The sequence below is a fragment of the Paenibacillus sp. P3E genome, from assembly GCF_001909045.1.
Taxonomy (GTDB): domain Bacteria; phylum Bacillota; class Bacilli; order Paenibacillales; family Paenibacillaceae; genus Paenibacillus_AQ; species Paenibacillus_AQ helianthi.
In genome coordinates, this window is sequence record NZ_LVWH01000115.1 from 48368 (window position 1) to 67975 (window position 19608).

A 19608-nucleotide genomic window follows, 5' to 3' on the forward strand; every position below is an offset into this window, starting at 1 on the left:
CAGTCTTATCTTAGCGTATAAATTCTTAACGGGTCTTTAGACAGTTCTTAACCAATTCTAAAATCTTTTTACGCGATATGTAATCTTAAGATCACCACAAAACCGCCATCCGTATTCCTGCAATTGATATCTCCGGACATTTTGTTCATCAGGTATTTTGCAATGTACAAGCCAAGCCCTGTTCCGCTTTTGCCCACCGCATTTTTGGCGCGATAGAATTTATTTAATAAAAGTGGGATTTCCTCCGGGGAGACCCCATGGCCATAGTCTTTGAACTCGATCTCCAGATATTGTCCTTTGATGCTTGCCGATACACTTATGGATGTACCCGCGTATTTATAGGAGTTGCTTATCACATTGTCAACGACCTGCAGAAGACGAAGCAGATCTACAAGCACAATGCATTCAGGGATAGACGATACAACAGCTCTGTTATAATAGTCAACATTTTGGATCAAATCCCCCAGTACTGTACTCGACTCCTCCGTTAATGTAACATTCAGCTCCTGTAACTCTTCTAATGTAGCATTGAACAAATTCGTGATCAGTGTATTGATCTGGTCAGCTTTTGAATTAATCACTTCCAGCTGATTGATGTCATCCTCAATAACCGAATTCAGAATCATAACCTCGGAGACAGCCTTAATCGAGGCGACTGGTGTTTTTATATCATGGCTAAGTGACGCTACCAGCTCCTTTTTGCTCTGATTCGCCATTCTTTCATTCTCACGCGCTTTCGCAAGTTCCTCTCTCATCAGGTCAAAGCTTTCTGCGAATGCACCGAACCCATTGCCCTTTTCCATTTCGAGCGGCATGTCCAGCTTGCCCTCTGCCACATGACGCGCAAAGGCCTGCAGTTTACGAAACGGACGAAAAATCGATCTGTCGATATATACTGCATAGATCAAACAAAATAAAGTGATAAACATGATAATCACTCCAAAAAAAACAAGCAGGTTGTTCCTGTATTTCTCCCATAGCTCGCTTGTATTATTAAAAATAATTACTTTCCCCAAAACCGTGCCATTTCGCGTAATATCCACAATCGTATCCCGGTTATGAATTGCAGAGTCAATATCCTCACTTAATCCACGCCTTGTGGCCCCAACCAGATCGCCGCGGCTATCCAGTACAGTATATTCCAGTCCGTATTGCCGGCTTGGTAATTCTGACTGCTCCTGACTACCCCAATGTTCAGCAAGCGATTGTGTAATATCATTCACAGCAACAACATCGATTCCTGCTTCATTTAAGCTGCGAAAAATAAAAAGAATGACACCAATGCCCATGAATAGAATGGCTACAGCCAAAAACGTTACCTTTTTGATGCTCATCTCCCACCCCTAGTCGGCTTCAAATGCATAGCCGGTCCCCCATATCGTCTTGATGTAATGCGGCTCATTAGGGTTCTTTTCAATTTTTTCACGCAGTTTGCGAATGTGGACATTTAAAGTTCCGTCACTCGTAATCGCATCGTTCCAAACGTTTGAGAACAATTCTTCTTTAGTAAGCGGGCGATTTTTGTTTTGGATTAAATAGGCTAGCAGCTTATATTCCATGGCCTTTAATTTAATTTCGCAACCATCATTCATAAGCTTTTCCGTGATTAGATCCATTGTAAAACTCCCAAAGCTTAAAACATCAACATCGCCCCTGTACCTTTTTAATACCGTTTTTACCTTGGCCAAAATAATACTGAGTGCATACGGTTTTTGGATATAGTCGTCACCACCGATATTCAGTGCAAGCAGCACATCGTCATCACTTGTTCGTGCACTTATAAACAATATCGGGATATTGGTAGTACTTCTCAGTTTTTTACATATTTCAAATCCGGATGATTGTTGCCCTAAATTAATATCCAGCAGGATCAAATCAGCTTTATTTTGCGTAAAAAACTCAAAGCATGCCTGTTCATCAGCTACCCAGAAGGTTTTCACGCCAAGCATATTAAAGTATTTGCAGGTGCTTTTTGATAGCGCTTCTTCATCATCAACGATTAAACAGTCATACTTTAACATCCTTTTTCCTCCCGCAAATAAACTCGAATAACAGAAGCTATTATAGCATATTGAAAATAGGGTCAAAATTAAAAACGCTTTGGGGAGGTGGTCCCCAAGCGTCTTCTGGCCCGCGAATAAAAGAGCAAAAAAACAGCCCGGCGATTGCTCTCCGGACTGCTGAATGGTTGTTACCCCTCGATTTCTGTCTATAGCTACTTCTCTTGCTTTAGATCAGAGTGAACTCTTGCTCTACTGCTTTCTCTACCGTGTAGTACTCTTCCCCAAGAGCCTCTGCGACGGCCTGGCAGGTGATTTTGCCATTGGCTACATTGACGCCGCTCTTCAAGCCTGCATTGTCTTCAATCGCCTTGAACACACCTTTATTAGCAATTTGCAGCGCATAAGGAACCGTAACATTGGTTAAAGCCATGGTCGAAGTTTTGGCTACAGCGCCCGGCATATTGGCTACCGAGTAGTGTAGTACGCCGTATTTCTCAAATACCGGGTTATCATGAGTAGTTACCCTGTCAATCGTTTCTACGATCCCGCCCTGGTCAATCGCTACGTCTACAATGACAGAGCCGGGCTTCATCGCCTTGACCATTTCTTCAGTAACCAGCTTCGGCGCTTTCGCACCCGGGATCAGCACTGCACCTACCAGCAGGTCCGCTTCGGCTACAGCCTTGGCAATGTTGTAAGGATTAGAGATCAGCGTATGAATCTGTGCGCCAAAAATGTCATCCAGCTGGCGCAGTCTGTCTGCGCTGAGGTCAACTATCGTCACTTCGGCGCCGAGGCCGATGGCCATCTTGGCTGCGTTGGTACCCACTACACCCCCGCCGATAATACTGACCTTGCCTCTGCTGACACCGGGAACCCCGGAGAGCAGAATGCCTTGTCCGCCGTAGTTCTTCTGCAGGAACTGTGCGCCGAGCTGCACGGACATCCGCCCGGCTACCTCACTCATCGGCGTCAGCAGCGGCAATGTGCGTCCGTCGACAACCGTTTCGTATCCGATAGCGAACACGCCTTTGTCCTTCAGGGCGGTAGCCAGAGCTGGCTCTGGAGCCAGGTGCAAGTAGGTGAAGAGGATGAGTCCAGGACGGAAGTAGCCATATTCGCTTTCCAGCGGCTCTTTAACCTTCATGACCATTTCCGCAGCCGCCCATACCGCAGCAGCTTCAGCGATCAGTTCAGCACCGGCTGCGGCATACTCTTCATTCGGGAATCCGCTGCCTAATCCGGCTCCGGCCTCCACCAGCACTTGATGCCCGTCACCTACCAGACTTACGACTCCTGCAGGGGTAATAGCGACACGATTTTCGTTATTTTTAATTTCCTTAGGCACTCCAATAATCATTGTTCATCGCTCCCGTCTGTTGTGATTCCTCTTATGTAAAGAATGATAACATAGTAATTCTTTTTGCAATTTGAGTAAAAAGAAAAACATTATCTGCCATGATTGTGTTTTAACACAATGCAGGGGGTAAAAACCCTATACCTGAACACCGTAACCATTGGTATAACTGACAAAACCATCATCAAACAGACAACAAAAGACACCGTCGCCGGTGTCTTTTGGAACTGAACTAAATATAGCAGGTAAGAAACCAGGTGCCGCTATTCACATAAGGTTTCCATTCCGTCTTCATATCCGCGTCATGTTTCATCACATTCATTACTTAGCCAATACAGAAAGCACCGTTTCCAGTACGACATTTACACCTTGCTCGCACTCCTCATAGGAGGTGAGTTCTTCCTCACAGTGACTTTTTCCGTTTACGCTCGGCACAAAGATCATGGCTGACGGAAGGAAACCGGCCACGAATTGGGCATCATGCCCTGCACCACTGGCCATTTTTTTGCTGGAGTAGCCTAGGGTCGATGCCGCCTGCTCCACCAAAGCGCAGATTTCAGGGTCGAACCACACGGTATCACGGCCCCACAGCTTGGTCTTCGAGACCGTACAACCCAGCAGCACTTCAGGCAGGCCGTCAATGATATCCTCTACCGTGCGGACAATGTCCATGTCCTTGTGTCTGGCTTCAACGGTGAAGATCACCTGGTTCGGGATCACCGTATGGATATTAGGCAGCACATTCATCCGGCCCATGGTGAAGACCAACCCGGAATCGAGCACCCCCAGCTTACGGCGCAGCTCGGTAATCAGGTCGGTGGCAGCGAACAGCGCATCCTTGCGCATATCCATCGGTGTGGTCCCAGCATGGTCGGATTCGCCCGTCACTTCAATCTCATAACAGGCCATACCGACGACGCAGTCAACCAGGCCGATGGTGAGGTTTTCTTTTTCCAGCACGGGTCCTTGTTCGATATGCAGCTCCAGATAGGCAGTTGCTTCCTTGATCCGGTTCGCAGCATCCCCCGCATATCCGCTCGCTTCCAGCGCTTCCGCAAAGGTCGTCCCTTCCGGGTCCTTCTTCTTCAGCATCTCTGCCTTATCGAACTTGCCGGAGAGCACGCCGGAAGTCATCATGGAAGGCTCGAAGCGCGCACCCTCCTCATTGGTGAAATTCATTACCGTCACTGGAAGGCGCGGCTTGATCCCATGGTCCACCAAGGTGCGCACCACTTCCAGACCGGCGATGACCCCAAGCACGCCATCGAAGCGTCCGCCTTTCTTGACCGTATCCAGATGGGAGCCGATCACTACAGGCGGGCCTGCTTCCGTCCCTTCAAGCGTCGCGTACATCGTTCCCATATCATCTACTTTGACCGTCATCCCCAGTTCTTCACAACACGCAGCGAAGTAATTCCGCACCTTCACATCCTGCTCCGACAGCGACAGCCGGGTCACTCCATTATTCTCCGTACGCCCATAATCGGCAAAGGCCTCAATCGTATTCTTCAATCTCTCACCGTTCACGAATATTTGCTTCAGCTGCATGGCCCTATCCCTCCGCTTCGAACGCTTAGTTATATAAAACGAGCTTAAGATGTTCGATCGGTGTTATTCGTCACTACGGTGAATGTTTGGACTTCCAGCCGCTGTTGTCTACAGATTTCTTGATTTATACCGCTATTAGCGGTGGAAATCCGTAGACAAAGGCGGACGCTACCGCTCCTCCAGTTCCAAACTTCCCCTCCGTAACTTTCACCTTGTCGTTTTTATAAGGCCGTTTTATACAGAATCTTTGCTTTCTATATATGTTATACCATTCCGCCTGATTGTCATTTTACACACTGTAATAATTATTTTTTGGAATTGTTCACGATGTGTTACATCGGTTCAGCAGAAGTTTGATAGAATATGAACAGCAGTCAGCAGCAGACAGGGCTGGCCAACCATTGTGAAAGGGGCGTAATCATTTGAACACCATTTTGCGCAGCAGCTCAGCACAGGCTGAGATCAGTACCCTGGGGGCGGAGCTTGTCAGCTTCACCCGAAAGGATACAGGCACTGAATATATCTGGAGTGGAGATGCCGCCTATTGGACAGGCCGTTCTCCGGTCCTGTTCCCTATCATCGGCGCCGTCCGCAGCGGAGAGATCAAGGTACAAGGACAGGTGTACAAGCTTGCCAATCACGGCTTCGCCAGACGCAGCGAGTTCACAGTTGTTGAAGCAAGTGAGTCCCGCGCGGTATTCCGGCTCACCAGCAGCGAGCATACCCTAGCCAGCTATCCGTTCCAATTCAACCTGTATATTACATACACGCTGAATGAAAACACGCTTAAGCTGGACTACCGGGTAGAAAACATTGATCAGCAGGATATCTTCTTCCAGCTTGGCACCCACCCTGCTTTCAATTGCCCGCTGGATGAGAATGGAAGCTTCAGCGACTATGTACTTGAGTTCTCCGAGACCGAGACGCTGGAGCGGGAATTTCTGAATAGTGCGGGCCTGCGGATCAGCGGCCAATCGGAGCCAGTGCTGAAGGGCGGGCGCATCCTTCCATTAACCCATGAGATGTTCAAGGACGACGCGCTGGTCTTCCAGAATGTAGCCTCCCGGCAGATCACGCTGAAGAGCAAGCTTACCGCAAAAAGCGTGGCCGTCTCCTTCGAAGGCTTCCCGGATCTCGGCATCTGGCAGAAGCTGAATGCACCTTTTCTCTGCATTGAACCTTGGCATGGATTTGCGGACAGGGATACGTTCGACGGCGAACTGCAGGACAAAGAAGGCGTAATCGCCCTGGAACCAGGAGCAACTTTCGCCAGCTCATTAACGATCGAAATCAATTAAAAAAGCCAAAAAAAGGCCGTAGGTCACCTTTCAGGTGCTACGGCCTTTTTCTGTTGATATGATTTTATTGACTAAGCGTTTCTCCGCCTTCATTATGCCTCGCGTCTGGTCCATTTCCGCTAATTACTCTGACAAAAATATTCAGCACCACCACATGAAATCAGGGCATTTTTTTGCCCTTCATTCCCTGCTCCGTGATATTCAATAAGTAAACTAAAGTAGTATATACAACCTTTCTCTGCCAATAGTAAGCTTAAGTTAGCTTATAATCCCAAGTTATATTATCAAACATAGAATGGGAGAATTGGATAAGGGAGTGGAGTATATGCAAGGATTGTCAGTGGTTATCTGCACGAGGAATCGGGTACAGGACCTGACACGGTGCATTCATTCTATAACTAATCAGGACATAGGCCGGACCTGCCCCATAGAGGTTATCGTTATAGATGACGGTGCCATACCTGAAAAAGTCCTGGGCGAATTCGAAACGTTACTTACCGCGTGCGGTTATCCCTTTATCTATCACAGCAAGACGGACCGGGGGCTATGGCTGTCCCGGATCAAGGCAGTGGAGCTGTCCACTATGGATAAAATCCTGTTCCTTGATGATGACGTCGAAATCCCCGCTCATTACTTGTCCACGCTGAACCAAACCTACCTCGACTATCCCAACTGCGCAGGGGTTGGCGGCATTGCCATCGGGATGCACAACAGCTTCCTTGGCACGATCCGTTGCCTGCTGTCTTTTCAGCAATCTTTATCAAGCGGCAAGCTCTCCCTAAGCGGCCAGGCAGGCTCCATGTACAATTGGCATAAGGCGAGGAAGATCTTCAAGACCGAATTCCAGCACGGCTGCAACATGTCGTTCAAGAAGGAGGCCATCAAGGATCTGGGACCTGTGCCCTGGCTCAAAAGCTACAGCGTCGGTGAGGACATTCTCATGTCACGCATCGCCCGCAAATCCGGCCCCCTATATATCAATCCCGAACTGAAGCTCCTGCATCATGAGTCACCAGCCTCCAGAGATAACCTCGAAGATGTGGCCTATACCCGGGTACTGAACCATGTATATCTGCTGAAGGATAAGAAATCAGGTCCTGTCGGATATCTCGCTCTCGTCTGGACCACGCTCTACCTCATTCTCCGGGAGCAACCTAAGAAGAATGTCGCCGCCATTAACGGCTACAAAAAAGGGCTGAAGGAAATCTTCTCCAGGCAGACCGCGAGGTAAAATCACTGCTTCAGGAAGGGAGTGGCCGCATGAGCCTAAGCATTGTAGTTCCCATGTACAATTTAGAACATTATGTTGAGCCCCTGCTGAACTCACTCCTGGATCAGAGCGAGAAGCGGTTCGAACTGATTTTGGTGGATGACGGCTCCAAGGACCGTACGGCTCAGGTTGCCCAGGAGATGCTCGCAAGCCGTCCCATTCTGCAGGCTAAGCTGATCCGCACGCCTAATGGCGGGGTCAGTGCCGCCAGAAATACAGGGCTGGCCGCAGCAAGCGGAGACTATGTGCTGTTCCTGGACGGCGATGATTATGCGGACAGCAGTCTGGTACAGCGTGTAGAGTCCTGCACGACGGACGGGAAGACGGATATTCTCTGCTGGGGCTATAACCTGGTCCGCGAGGACAGGTCAACGATCGTGAGCTTCACTTCAGACGCTGGGGACACTACGGGAAGCGAAGCGCTGAAGAATATTTTTGTGCATAAATCCTTGAGAATCTGGACCGGCAGCATCGCCTTCAAACGCAGCTTTCTGCTGGAGAACGGCATCTCGTATACCGAGCGCTGTGTGAACGGAGAGGATCAGGAGTTCATCTATAAAGCGTTGTCCAGGGCCTCACGGGTCATCTCGATCCCCGACGTGCTGTCCTATTATCTGCAGCGGACATCTTCGATCACGGGGACGTATAATGTGAACAAATTCGATGTGGTCGCCGCCTTCAAACGGGTGGATGAATATTTCAGCGATCATCCTTTTAGTGAGGTCCACACGATATCCGGCCTCTTGCTGAACCGCGAGATGACCGAGAATTACTTTTACAATCTCAAGACCTGCCTGAACGGCACAAGCGGCATCAGCACCCGCAAGCTGCTTCATGATATTGACCTCGCCTACCCCGGCGTGAATCAGGAGATGCTTGCGATCATGCGCAAATATCAGGGGGATGACCGTAAGCTAGCTTTTCAAATCAAGGTCTTCTTAATTTCCCCGTCCCTGTACGGGCGGTTGGTTCATCTGGACCGCAGCTGGCTGCAGTTCAAACAGAAGCTCAAAGCCGTGATTAGCAGAAAGGACATTAAGATATGAAGAAGAAAATGATGATCTACGCATACACGGAATTCAATCTCGGCGATGATCTGTTTATCAAGGTGCTGTGCGAACGCTATCCCGACACCCAGTTCATGCTTATTGCCCCGCGGCTGTACAAAGTGGTGTTCAAGGATCTGAACAATCTCAAGGTCTATGCATCGGACTCTGTCCTGTTTCGGGGAATCAACTACTTCTTCCGCAAGCTGAAGCTGCATCCCAACTTCATGCAGAAGATGCTGGTGGATCAGGGGGACGGCACAGTCCATATCGGCGGGTCTATTTTCATGCAGGGCGAACACTGGACCGAATACGTGGCGAATAACGAGAGCCTCCGCAATAAAAACAAACCGTATTATCTGATGGGCGCCAACTTTGGTCCTTTTACCGATAACGCCTATTATGCGGAGCACCGGCGGATCTTCCAGGAATATGCCGACGTCTCATTCAGAGAACAGTACTCCTATGATTTGTTCAAGGATTTGGGCAATGTCAGAATGGCACCGGATATTATTTTTCAGCTCCAGTATGATCAGGCTGCAGGAAAAGCCCCGGAAGGGCGGTATATCGCCATTTCGGTGATTAAGCCTTCCTCCAAAGCCCTGAGCGGTTTTGACAACCTCTATTATGAAAAAATGAAAGATGTTGCAATCCATTTCATTCAGCAGGGCTATGCCGTGCATTTTCTGTCGTTCTGCCAGCATGAAGGCGACCAGGAAGCGATCGGACAGATTTTGGGCCTCATTCCCGCAGAACTGCAGCGTGAGACACAGGTTCACTTTTACAAAACAGATATGGATGAGATTCTCGCGGCGCTGGCGGGTGCCCGCTTCATCGTTGCTTCCCGCTTCCACGCGATGATTCTCGGCTGGGTATTCGGCAAACCGGTGTATCCAATAGCGTACAGCGGCAAAATGATCAATGTCATGAATGACGCTCATTTCGGCGGGCTGTACACGGATTTCGCGCATCTGGCCGAGGTGACTCCGCAGCAGGTATTCGAGAGCATGGCTGTGAACAGTCTGAATGTGACGCTCCAGGCGAACCAGGCAGAGAAGCATTTCGAGCAGCTCGACGCTTACCTCTCACCGGCACCGCTTGTGGAAGGGAGAAGAAGTTATGAAAGCTAAACGCAGCATGCTGAACCTCGGCTTCGGGCTCACGAGCCAGGTCATCACCATTATTCTCGGCTTCTTCATCCCCCGGCTGATCATGGTCAATTATGGATCGGAAGCCAACGGTCTGATCGCGTCCATCGTGCAGATCATCAGCTATTTCGCCCTGCTCGAAGCCGGTGTCGGCGCAGCTTCGCTGCAGGCGCTATATAAGCCCGTTGCCAAAAATGACTACAACTATATTAATTCCATTCTCGCCGCCACCTCCAGCTACTACAAAAAAACCGGGATTTATTATTTCATCTCGGTCGTGCTGCTGGCGGTCATCTACCCGCTGGTGATCCATTCGGAGATCAGCAAGCTGAGCATTATGGCGATTATCCTGTTCTCGGGACTGGGCGGAGCAATCAATTATTACTACCAGGGGAAATTCAGAGTTCTGCTGATCGCCGAGGGCAAAAGCTATATTGAAACCTCCATCGTCACGATTGCGAACATTCTGAACAATGTAGTGCGGATCATCCTGCTGCTGCAGGGTGTGGATATTATCGCCGTACAGGCGTCTTTCTTCGCGCTGACCGTTCTGCAGATGATTGCCTTCTATATCTATTCCAAGCGTTATTACAAGTGGATTGATCTTGGACAGAAGCCGGACTTTGAAGCCATCGGGCAGAAAAATTCAGTGATGGTGCATGAGATTTCCTATATGATCTTCCGCAACACCGATGTGCTGATCCTGACGATTTTCACTAACCTGAAGGTGGTCAGCATCTACGTCATGTACAATATGATCTTCACGATTGTCGACAACATCGTCCAGACCGTCAACGGAAGTGTGAAGTCGGCGCTGGGACAGAGCTATCATGAGGGCAAAGAGGCTTTTGTCAAATTCTATGATGCGTATGAGGTCTACTTCATGGGCCTGATCTTCTCGATCCTGACCGTCGTATATATTCTCATTCTGCCGTTCATGCGGCTCTATACGGCTGGTGTCAACGATGTGAACTATATCAACTTCTGGCTGCCGGTCCTGTTCGTGGTGATCAAGCTGTTGACCAATGCCCGCACCTCATCCAACAATCTGATCACAATCGCCGGACATTTCCGCAACACCCAGTTCCGTTCGATTATGGAGTCGGCCATCAACCTGGGCGCTTCGATCATCTGCGTCCTGTTCTTCGGGATCTACGGTGTGCTGATGGGAACCATCGCCGCACTGCTGTACCGTTCTATCGATATCGTAGTGTACGCCAACCGGGTACTTCTGGAGCGCAGCCCTTGGGTCACCTTCCGCAGATGGCTGATCAATGTCGGCGTGTTCGTGGCTATTGTCTTCATCACCACCAAGCTCGACCTCAGCATGACCTCCTATACCAGCGTAATCCTATGGGGTGTAGTACTCGGTCTGGTCATCCTGCCCATCTACTACATCGCCGGTTCCCTGATGGAACGCGAGGTGTTCCTCTACGCCTGGGGCTACGCCAGACGTTTCAGAACCAAGATCAAGCTGAAGCGCAGCAAGGTCACGGCCAGCCAGACGTAAGGCGGCAGCTCTTCAGCTGTGTTGACGGAAATACTGCGCGGGCTGCATTGCGTGGCATTCAGGCGGCGTAAGAGTGGCACCGGGGCTGCATTGCGTGGATTCAGGCGGCGTAAGAGCGGCACCGGGGCTGCATTCCCCTACAGAGCTCACTCGCTATCCCGGCATTGAACCGGCACCGTCCCGACCCTGCGCTAAGTGGAAAAAAGTAACCTAATTCGTTCGATTTGGCTTGTTTTGAGCATTTAAGTGGAAAAAGTAAACCTAATCCTCCTCATTCGGCCGAATTTCGCTTATTTACGCTGATTTAAGTCTACTTTTTCCCACTACCGCTACCGGAAACTTTCGCCCGATGGAAATAAGTGTAGAAATTCCCACTAAATATATACGGGGCTGACGGATGGCTCACCTGAATTAGCGTTTGTCCACGGCATAGCTGCCTGAAGCAGCAATTTTGGGGGGCCTAGCTCCACAAAACGAAGCAGAGGCTAACAAACTTTTGAAGATAGGCTTCCGAGGCCGTTTTTTTCGCAACTGAATCGGGGGAAATTATTCAAAAAACTTTTGAGGAGGTCCAACTATGGCTCACAGCGAGGAATTGCACCAGGCCGGATACCGCCTGCTAAACCAGCTCAACGAAGCTAGACAGCATCTGCCTGCCGGGGCGCTGTCCAGCGAAGAGCTTATACGAAGATGCAGAGACAGCATTGGCAACGAAGCCGACGCAGGCATACGGGGGAACCTTGAGAATCTGGTCGGGGTGATCGAGGCCTATCTGTCGCAGCGCGCCTCAGCGGATGCGCTGGATTTCTACTTGTCCCAGCAATTCAACATTCAAGCCGTGAATATCCTGGAATGGATGAAAGGTCTCGCCGGGTTAAGAGCAGACGGCGGAGAGCAGGAGATCCTTTTTCCTTCATCTGCTGACCCCTACAACCTTCCCAAAGTCAGTGTAATTATTACTACTTATAATAGAAAAGACTTCCTGGACCAGGCCATTCAGAGCATCCTGCGTCAGGATTACCCGCATAAGGAGATTACGGTGATTGACGACTGCTCCAGCGACGGTACGACAGAACTCATGGGCCGGAATTATGGCGATGATCCGCGTGTAATCTTCATGCAGAATGAGACCAATCAAGGCCCGGGGAATAACCGGCGCAAAGCGCTTGCCGCTCATGGTGACGGTGAGTATATTCTGTTCCTGGATGACGACGACTATCTAATTGACCGGAGCTATTTCAGCCGCGCTGTCCATTTTCATCAGGAGCAACCGGAGATTGCTTTTGTGGCTGCAAATGTGTTCCTGGAGTATTCCAAGACCGAACAGCTGAAGCCTTCCAGCTTGCAGCTAAACCGGATTACCCCGAAGGAAGCCTACTTCAAGAATTTCGAACAAAAGGGGTACCCCAAACCAGCCTCAACCCTGACAGCGGTCTTCAAGAGGGAAACGCTGATGAAAATGGATATTCTGAACATGAACATGGTCAACGACGCTTCGATATACCTGCGTGCCCTGCTGATCGGGGATGCCGGGTTTATCGACACCCTTGCCGGAGTGTACCGGATTCATGGCAACAATATTACTTTTAACCTCAGCCAGTCCTTTCTGATCGAGAATTTGGAGGAAAAACGGCTGATCCGCAATATGGCCATCGAACGCTACGGCTACAGCAAGACGGAAATGAACGAATGGTTCAACCATAATGTGTATGACACCATCTCGTATTACCTGATGAATTCCGCCAAAAGCCACACCGATTTCAAGTCAATGTACAGCTGGGCCAGCGAACATTGTCCCAAGGCCTACAGCCAATTAAAGCGCCAGTTCCGCACCAAGCTGATGAAAAAGCAGCTGCTGCGCGTGTCGTTTGTCCGGGCTTTGCTGAACCGGTAGACTTTCCTGCGATGATGATAAAAAAGGATGATAGTGTGCATGGGCACAGACTACCATCCTTTTGGGGTGGGGCAGCCCTGATCAGTGTGATCCTTAAGCCTCCGCCAGCAACCGATCCAGCATCCCGAATGCCGCTTCCAGGTTCGCCTTGGGAATGCCGCTGTACAAATCTCCAATGCTCAATTCATAAAAACACGACGACTCGTCGCTCTCCCTCAAACGCGGAGTAAACCCCACACCAGTTGCTTCGCTGACCCGGGTCAGAATCAGCTCTACCTTCACCTTGGACAGGGCAAAATGCACATGGAACATGTTCGACACCGGTACTTCCGGCAGAGTACTTACGTTATGACAGCCGTTGAACAGAGCCGCAAGCTCCTTGGCCTCCGCATAATATTGAGCCATCTTGTCCACTCTCTGCCGGTAATAATGCCGGGAGGAGATAATGTATGGATACAGGCTGATCAGATCGCCGCCATGCCGCCGTTTCCAAATTTTCGATTCTTCGGTAAAGTCCGCACTTCCTGCAAGAATGGCCCCGGCAATTCCGCCAATGCCTTTATAAAAGGAGATATATACGCTGTCGAACAGGCTGCTGACTTCAGCGGCAGTTTTGCCGTAATACGGCAGCACCTCAAACAAACGCGCGCCGTCCAGATGCAGCATAATCCCCTGCTCACGGCAATAGACGGATATTGCTTCAAGCTCTGCATACTCCGGAAGCTGTCCGCCAATCTCGCGCTGCGGCAGTTCCAGCAGGAGGCAGGCTACTCCCTGACCCATGTTCATCACATCTTCAAGTGTAATCAGGCGGTCCTTGTCAGCGAGCAGCAGCGGCTCCAGATGATGCAGCTCTTTTAGCCCATCCTGCTCATGTATCTCCAAGTGGCAGAGCGGGTGGTACGCTACAGACCTGCTGCCCTTACGGTCGCTCCAGATCCGAAGTGCAATCTGCTGTGCCATCGTACCGCTCGGGAAAAATACAGCCGCTTCCTTACCCAGCACCCCTGCCATTTCCGCCTGAAACCCCTCAATCAGCCCACCTGTACCGTACATGTCACTGACCACACTATCCTCTACCCCGGCAAAAGCTTCCTTCAGCACCCGGACCTCCCGTTTGCCGTGGCCTGCCAGCTGTAATGGAGCCGCATTAAAAGCTTCCAATAAGGTTTGGCTGTTATCGCTCATGGTTTTGCTAATATCCATACTCATAACTCCCTCTCCGCCTGCTTGGGTCTAGCCCATCCGACAAAATTATACCATTTCCCGCCGGAAACCCCCTTTTTTTCAAAAGTTCACGGTTTGTTCCCCGCTGTTCAGGTGAAATTACTGCATCGCTGTGCTACAATATTGGAATTGCAAAGGCAATCGCTTAGGGAGGTTTATTACAACACCATGCTCATTATTGGTATCGCCGGCGGGACCGGCTCCGGCAAAACGACGGTAGCACGCTCCGTCATTGACCGTTTGGGAACAGACAAAGTGACGTTCATATCTCAGGATAACTACTATAAAGACCATTCTTACCTCAGCTTCGAGGAACGCGGTGCGATCAATTATGATCACCCGCTTGCTTTTGATACCGAGCTGCTGATTGAGCATTTGGAATGCCTCCAATCCGGACAGGCTGCTTATGCCCCGGTGTATGATTTTACGATTCACGCCCGCTCTACCGACAAGACCGTTGAACTGCTGCCGAACAACATCGTTATCGTAGAGGGTCTGCATGTGCTCTCCGATGAGAAGCTCCGCGGGCAGCTGAATATTAAGGTTTTTGTCGATACCGACCCGGATGTGCGCATCCTCCGCCGTGTGCTGCGGGATATCGAAGAACGCGGACGGACAATCCGTTCCATTCATTCCCAGTATCTGACCACGGTCAAACCGATGCATGAAGCCTTTATCGAGCCGTCCAAGAAATACGCCGACCTGATCATCCCCGAAGGCGGGCAGAATGAAGTAGGCATCCAGCTGCTGTCCGTACTTACAGAGAAGTATCTGTCAGGCGACCATCAGTGGACCATGAAGTAAAAGTTGAAGATTGTACAGGCCGCCGGGAGCTCCCGGCGGCCTTTTTGTGTAGAACGAGATTTCACCTTACATTGGTTACGGACAGCCCTGCTTTTTCCATATTGAACCGGGTGCAGAATTTCTTATTGGTTATTCAGCTTGCTGATTGTTATTTTTTACAGATTGATCATGAGGTACTCTGACGGTTACGGAAGAAGTCTCTTTATTCCCTGCCTTGTCGGTTATTGTATACGTAATTGTGTAGATACGGCCCACTGCCTTATCCTTCCCTTTTTCGGCGCGTAAACTAAAGGATGTAGCTGCTGTTCCTACACTGGCTTGAATATCACCTTGACCACTGTCCGGTTCATTGATCGTAATGGAGGTTAATATTACCGATTCAACCCCTGATGTAGCATCACTCGGGTTCAATGCAGCGTGAATCGTCACCATTTTATGATTGGCCGGCCATAGGGTTGTTGTATCCAATTGGACGGTTAGCGCTGGTGCCGTTTTGTCTATCTTCAATTCGAGGGTTTTGATGGGTTCTACATTGCCTGCCTGATCCGTGCTGCGATAGCCTACGGTATAAATTCCTTCATCAAAGGCGGGAATAGATCCGGTATACGGGGTCCATTCCCCGTTATTGATCTGGTACTCCGTTTTCGCTACACCGGATACATTGTCGCTTGCAGCTAAACTTACATTAACCTCCGATGTATACCATCCGGATTCTGCAGGGCTCGCGGAGCCCAAGCTAGCCGTGGTGACCGGCGCAGTATGATCCAGCTTAAACGTCCGGGTCTTTGGATATTCGGCTCCTCCGGCCGCATCCGTTGAATAATAGGCTAAGGAATATTGCCCATCCTCATGAAATGTAACCGGACCGGTGTAGTTGCTCCACGTCGTTCCGTTATCAACGCTGTACACTGCGCCGGTTACAGTTCCTCCTGCTTCAGCGGCAGTAAGAGTCAACGATACCGGGCTAATATACCAGCCCTGCTCCCCATCCGGTAATGCCGGCGAGAATGAAGCCGTCGTGACCGGTGTTTTCTTTTCCACAGCCAGCCACGCCAGTACAGGATCACTGCCGCTGACCTTACTTACGCTGATTTGTATATTCTGGGCTTTATCCAGCGTAAATTCTATCTTCTCCTGATCGGCCAGGGTTGATTTGTTGATGGTAAAACTCTTAGAAGCAAGTACGCTGCCGTTGGCATCCTTGGCTGAGAAGGTCATGCCGCGGGTGGCTCCCCACCATTCCTTATAGCCGGAAATCAATGTGTAGGTTCCAGGGTCCAAATGAACGGTGTAATTGATGCTCTTATTGGAATAGGCCCACCAGCCGCTCTCATAAATGCTGCTGGTACTGGTGTGATACCCAATGTCAGTACCGATTTTACCAGTGTAGCCCCATTGTCCGTTGTATGCCTGATCAGACACTGCGTTTACCAGCTGTCCGCCCAGTTTAGCCTTAGCCGCGTTATAAAAAGCGGAATTGCCCTGGGAACCCCCGCTGATGAAGTAGGTTAAACCTGCATTTACCACATCGACCGTGGCACTCACCTGATATCCGGGCAATGTGCCCGTAATCTTCACAGATGTATAAGGACTAAAGGTCACACCAGCCGTATTCCAGATGACCGGCACCGTAACCGTATTCCCTGCAGCATTCACCGCCTGAAGTGTTGCCGGAAGGCCAGAGGCCCCTTCCCCCGTGGTCACCGCATATTCCGTAGGACTACTCACGGAGACAATGATGTTCGGGTCGATGATATTGAAGTCTTGGGTCATCACACCGCTTGATTCCATGCCCTCTGCGTAGGCGACCGCCTTGAGAATCGTGTGGCCCAGCGTCAAAGTGACCGGAGTGGTATAGAGCGTACTGTGATTTGTAGGTTCTGTACCATCAGTCGTGTAATAGATCTTGGCTCCGTCGGCCTTACTAGAAAGTGTTAGGGTCTGATCTGAAGTGTACCTGCCGCCCTCTTCACTTGCTGCCGGCAGCGGGGCAATCGGCCTCGTGAGGTTGCTCGCATACACCTGGACCTCAAGCATGCCGTTCTCCCAACTGGCTGTGGAATTGCCATTGTGTGCATTAATGACGGAGGTGACATAGAGCCGCACATACCGGTATTTCCCCCCCAGTGTATTGCTTTTGAAGCCCGTCATTTTATTTTGGGTCTCATCCGCCAGGACTATCCAGTTCTTGTTGTCATTGCTGCCTTGTACCGTATAGTCGTAATAGGCTTCGGAACCATTGAATTGCTTGAAGCTGATATCCACGCGGGAAAGATCGAATATCTCCTGCAAATCAATCGTTACTGCGTACGGGACCTTATTTTGCTGATAGTATAGTGTACCTGCCGACCATGTATCTGCCTCATCGTAGGAACCATCGTTAATGTACTTCAGTAATTTGCCGGAAACGACATTGTCTTCACCTTCTACCGGTTTGCCTTGCGAAACATTGGATACATCCGGGAAGTGAAATGCTCCGGTCACAGGGTCGAGGGACCACCCCGGTGTATAGCTCATGGTCATGGTGTGTGTGGTACTGTCGATGTTCAAGGGCAGCCACACATAAGCGGAAGTGCCTAGAGCTTCGGGATTCCAGCGGTCGCCCATGTATACATATTGCCTGCTGCCATCTGCCGCAGCAATCTCCATAATGTTGGTGGGCTGGCTGTAGAAGATGGTGTTGTTGCCCACGGGCTGGAGAGCCGACCATCCGCTTGGATTACGGATATCGGTGGTGAAGGAATACATGGCCTGATTCGGATACCAGCCTGACTGACTGGAGGTAATGATATAGTAGACGCCATTAGCCTTGATCATGGCAGGCGCTTCCCTTCTGCCGCCGCTAAACAGCAGATAGGAGTTTTGCCAGCCAACATTCGTGCTGTTCTCCGTAAGCTTGTACACGCGCATGTTCTGCCAATCCTGAGTGCTGATCAGGTAAGCTTCGCCGGTGCCGGGATCCTGGTAGACGGTGAAGTCGCGGGAGCCATAACCCCATTTGCCGTCCGTTCCCGTATAGGACTCGTCTTTTTCATTAGGGTCCCCTACATAGCCCACACCCGGACGGAAATTATGAAGTACGGTGTAATGTCCGTCCACTGAACCTGCGGAAGCAATCAGAATATGGGAATTCCCATAGCTGGTCCCGTTTTCCCAGTGGGCGAACAGAACGAACTTCCCGCTGGCCTGATCATAAATCAGCTTCGGACGCTCCATATTGAACTGCTGGGTCTGGGGGCTAATGAGCCCGGGTGTTGTAGCTGTGGTATATCCAGGGTTTGTCGTATTGGACAGGATCGTAGACACAAATTCCCAGTTAAGAAGATCCTTCGATCTGTACAGATTAATGCCTGTAGTATTGTGGGAATTGCTGGATTTATTCTCTCCGACCCAATAATACCAGCCGCCCTGCTGCACGAAGCCTCCGCCGTGGGCCTGAATAGAATTTCCGGCAGTGTCATTCCACGCCGCACCAACCGGAACACTTGTATAGGGACCCGCAGGTGGTGTACCGTTGACGGTCAGTTCACTTGCCGTTCCGGAAGTGGTAGCGCTTACAGTAGCGGACATTGCAGGAATCATTCCAATAATAAGGATTAGGCCAAAGAAACCTGCCAGAATACGCTTCATTCCAATGTGTTTCTTGTTCATTTCTACAGCTCATCTCCTTTTTTCTACTGCTGTTAAAATAACAAGGCACTTCAAAATACCTCCTGCGGCTACATCCTCCTCCTCCCCGGAATTAGGTAATGACACGTGTTCTCCGTGAATTGTAAGCCCTTTCCCAGGCGTGCGTATAGTGAATTATTTAAACTTTTAGGGACATTCCATAGCTTTTGGTGAATGGTAAATACTTTTGAACAAGATTTCCAGAATTGATTCAGCGATCAAACCAGATGCTGGAATCTGAGGGCTCAAGCTAATTGTGTAAATTGCGGAGGGATAAAAACTTGACAAAAAATTGTTAACCGGTAAACTATTATTATTAACTGGTTAACAAAAACAGGGAGGTGCTCCTATCACATCTAAAAAATATCAAGAAGCTTTTAACGCAATCCAAGGTTTTATTCTGAAGAAGGAAAGAAATATTACACGAAGAACTACTGAAAACGATAAGACGAAAGAAGTACAACCCTCAACCCGGAAATGGACAATTACTCAACTCCATATTCTTTCTCTAGTAAATGAGAACCCAAATGGATGGAATAATACACTACTGTCCACCGAGCTAAACGTGTCTAAGCCTGCCGTGACAAAAGCTGTGAATGCGCTCATTGAAAATGATCTACTTCTATCCACTAAAAAGGCTGAAAATAACAAAGAAGTTTATTATGACATCACACACCCGGGAAGAGAACTAGCAGTCGAGCATGATAAGCTTCATAAAATCATTGAGGGGAAATATTATGACTTATTTCGCACCTTCTCTGAGGAAGAACTCGATGTTGTCATTCGGTTTCTTGATGGTTGGTCAAAACTCATATAACCTAGGAGTGATTTGAA

Annotated in this window: 14 protein-coding genes; 8 read left to right on the forward strand and 6 right to left on the reverse strand. The window is 49.6% G+C overall.

Translation table 11 applies throughout. The features are described from left to right. Nucleotides 1-68 precede the first annotated feature (68 nt). The 4 genes from A3842_RS11150 to A3842_RS11165 all read right to left on the reverse strand — a co-directional run bounded on the left by A3842_RS11150 (nucleotide 69) and on the right by A3842_RS11165 (nucleotide 4908). On the reverse strand, nucleotides 69-1334 hold the full coding sequence (locus A3842_RS11150) for a HAMP domain-containing sensor histidine kinase (RefSeq protein ID WP_083609562.1): 1266 nt from the start codon (nucleotides 1332-1334) through the stop codon (nucleotides 69-71). Between the two features lie 9 nt (nucleotides 1335-1343). Beyond that, nucleotides 1344-2021 carry a response regulator transcription factor gene (locus A3842_RS11155; RefSeq protein ID WP_074101457.1) on the reverse strand — a complete coding sequence of 226 codons (678 nt, stop codon included), beginning with the start codon at nucleotides 2019-2021 and terminating at the stop codon, nucleotides 1344-1346. Between the two features lie 208 nt (nucleotides 2022-2229). Further along, nucleotides 2230-3363 carry an alanine dehydrogenase gene (ald, locus tag A3842_RS11160; RefSeq protein ID WP_074101458.1) on the reverse strand — a complete coding sequence of 378 codons (1134 nt, stop codon included), beginning with the start codon at nucleotides 3361-3363 and terminating at the stop codon, nucleotides 2230-2232. A 318-nt stretch (nucleotides 3364-3681) separates the two neighbouring features. Then, nucleotides 3682-4908, reverse strand: a complete 1227-nt coding sequence (locus A3842_RS11165) for a Zn-dependent hydrolase (RefSeq protein ID WP_074101459.1) — start codon at nucleotides 4906-4908, stop codon at nucleotides 3682-3684. A 422-nt stretch (nucleotides 4909-5330) separates the two neighbouring features. Between A3842_RS11165 and A3842_RS11170 the strand changes: the two genes are divergently transcribed. The 6 genes from A3842_RS11170 (at nucleotide 5331) to A3842_RS11195 (ending at nucleotide 13074) form a co-directional block, all read left to right on the forward strand. Continuing rightward, nucleotides 5331-6206: an aldose 1-epimerase family protein gene (locus tag A3842_RS11170; RefSeq protein ID WP_074101460.1), complete on the forward strand. Its 876-nt coding sequence runs from the start codon at nucleotides 5331-5333 to the stop codon at nucleotides 6204-6206. A gap of 325 nt (nucleotides 6207-6531) precedes the next feature. After that, on the forward strand, nucleotides 6532-7437 hold the full coding sequence (locus A3842_RS11175; protein WP_074101461.1) for a glycosyltransferase family A protein: 906 nt from the start codon (nucleotides 6532-6534) through the stop codon (nucleotides 7435-7437). Nucleotides 7438-7466: 29 nt separating this feature from the next. Beyond that, a complete protein-coding gene (locus tag A3842_RS11180) occupies nucleotides 7467-8522 on the forward strand; it encodes a glycosyltransferase family 2 protein (protein ID WP_074101462.1) in 1056 nt (351 codons plus the stop codon). Next, nucleotides 8519-9652, forward strand: a complete 1134-nt coding sequence (locus A3842_RS11185; protein ID WP_074088811.1) for a polysaccharide pyruvyl transferase family protein — start codon at nucleotides 8519-8521, stop codon at nucleotides 9650-9652. Before A3842_RS11180 ends, A3842_RS11185 begins: the two co-directional genes overlap by 4 nt. Continuing rightward, a complete protein-coding gene (locus A3842_RS11190) occupies nucleotides 9642-11180 on the forward strand; it encodes a lipopolysaccharide biosynthesis protein (RefSeq protein WP_074101463.1) in 1539 nt (512 codons plus the stop codon). The genes A3842_RS11185 and A3842_RS11190 overlap by 11 nt, the downstream gene beginning before the upstream one ends. Before the next feature lie 577 nt (nucleotides 11181-11757). Beyond that, nucleotides 11758-13074, forward strand: a complete 1317-nt coding sequence (locus A3842_RS11195; RefSeq protein ID WP_074101464.1) for a glycosyltransferase family 2 protein — start codon at nucleotides 11758-11760, stop codon at nucleotides 13072-13074. A gap of 93 nt (nucleotides 13075-13167) precedes the next feature. Here the strand turns inward: A3842_RS11195 and A3842_RS11200 are convergent, their stop codons facing one another. Then, entirely contained in the window at nucleotides 13168-14262 is a 1095-nt protein-coding gene (locus A3842_RS11200; protein ID WP_074101483.1) for a threonine aldolase family protein, read from the reverse strand. A gap of 207 nt (nucleotides 14263-14469) precedes the next feature. Between A3842_RS11200 and udk the strand changes: the two genes are divergently transcribed. Further along, nucleotides 14470-15105: a uridine kinase gene (gene udk, locus A3842_RS11205; protein ID WP_074088808.1), complete on the forward strand. Its 636-nt coding sequence runs from the start codon at nucleotides 14470-14472 to the stop codon at nucleotides 15103-15105. Nucleotides 15106-15234: 129 nt separating this feature from the next. On the opposite strand, the gene A3842_RS11210 is transcribed toward udk, so the two are convergent. Further along, a complete protein-coding gene (locus tag A3842_RS11210; RefSeq protein ID WP_074101465.1) occupies nucleotides 15235-18756 on the reverse strand; it encodes an OmpL47-type beta-barrel domain-containing protein in 3522 nt (1173 codons plus the stop codon). 502 nt (nucleotides 18757-19258) lie between these two features. Between A3842_RS11210 and A3842_RS11215 the strand changes: the two genes are divergently transcribed. Next, nucleotides 19259-19591, forward strand: coding sequence for a MarR family transcriptional regulator (locus A3842_RS11215; RefSeq protein WP_256701662.1), 333 nt, complete (start codon nucleotides 19259-19261; stop codon nucleotides 19589-19591). Nucleotides 19592-19608 lie beyond the last annotated feature (17 nt).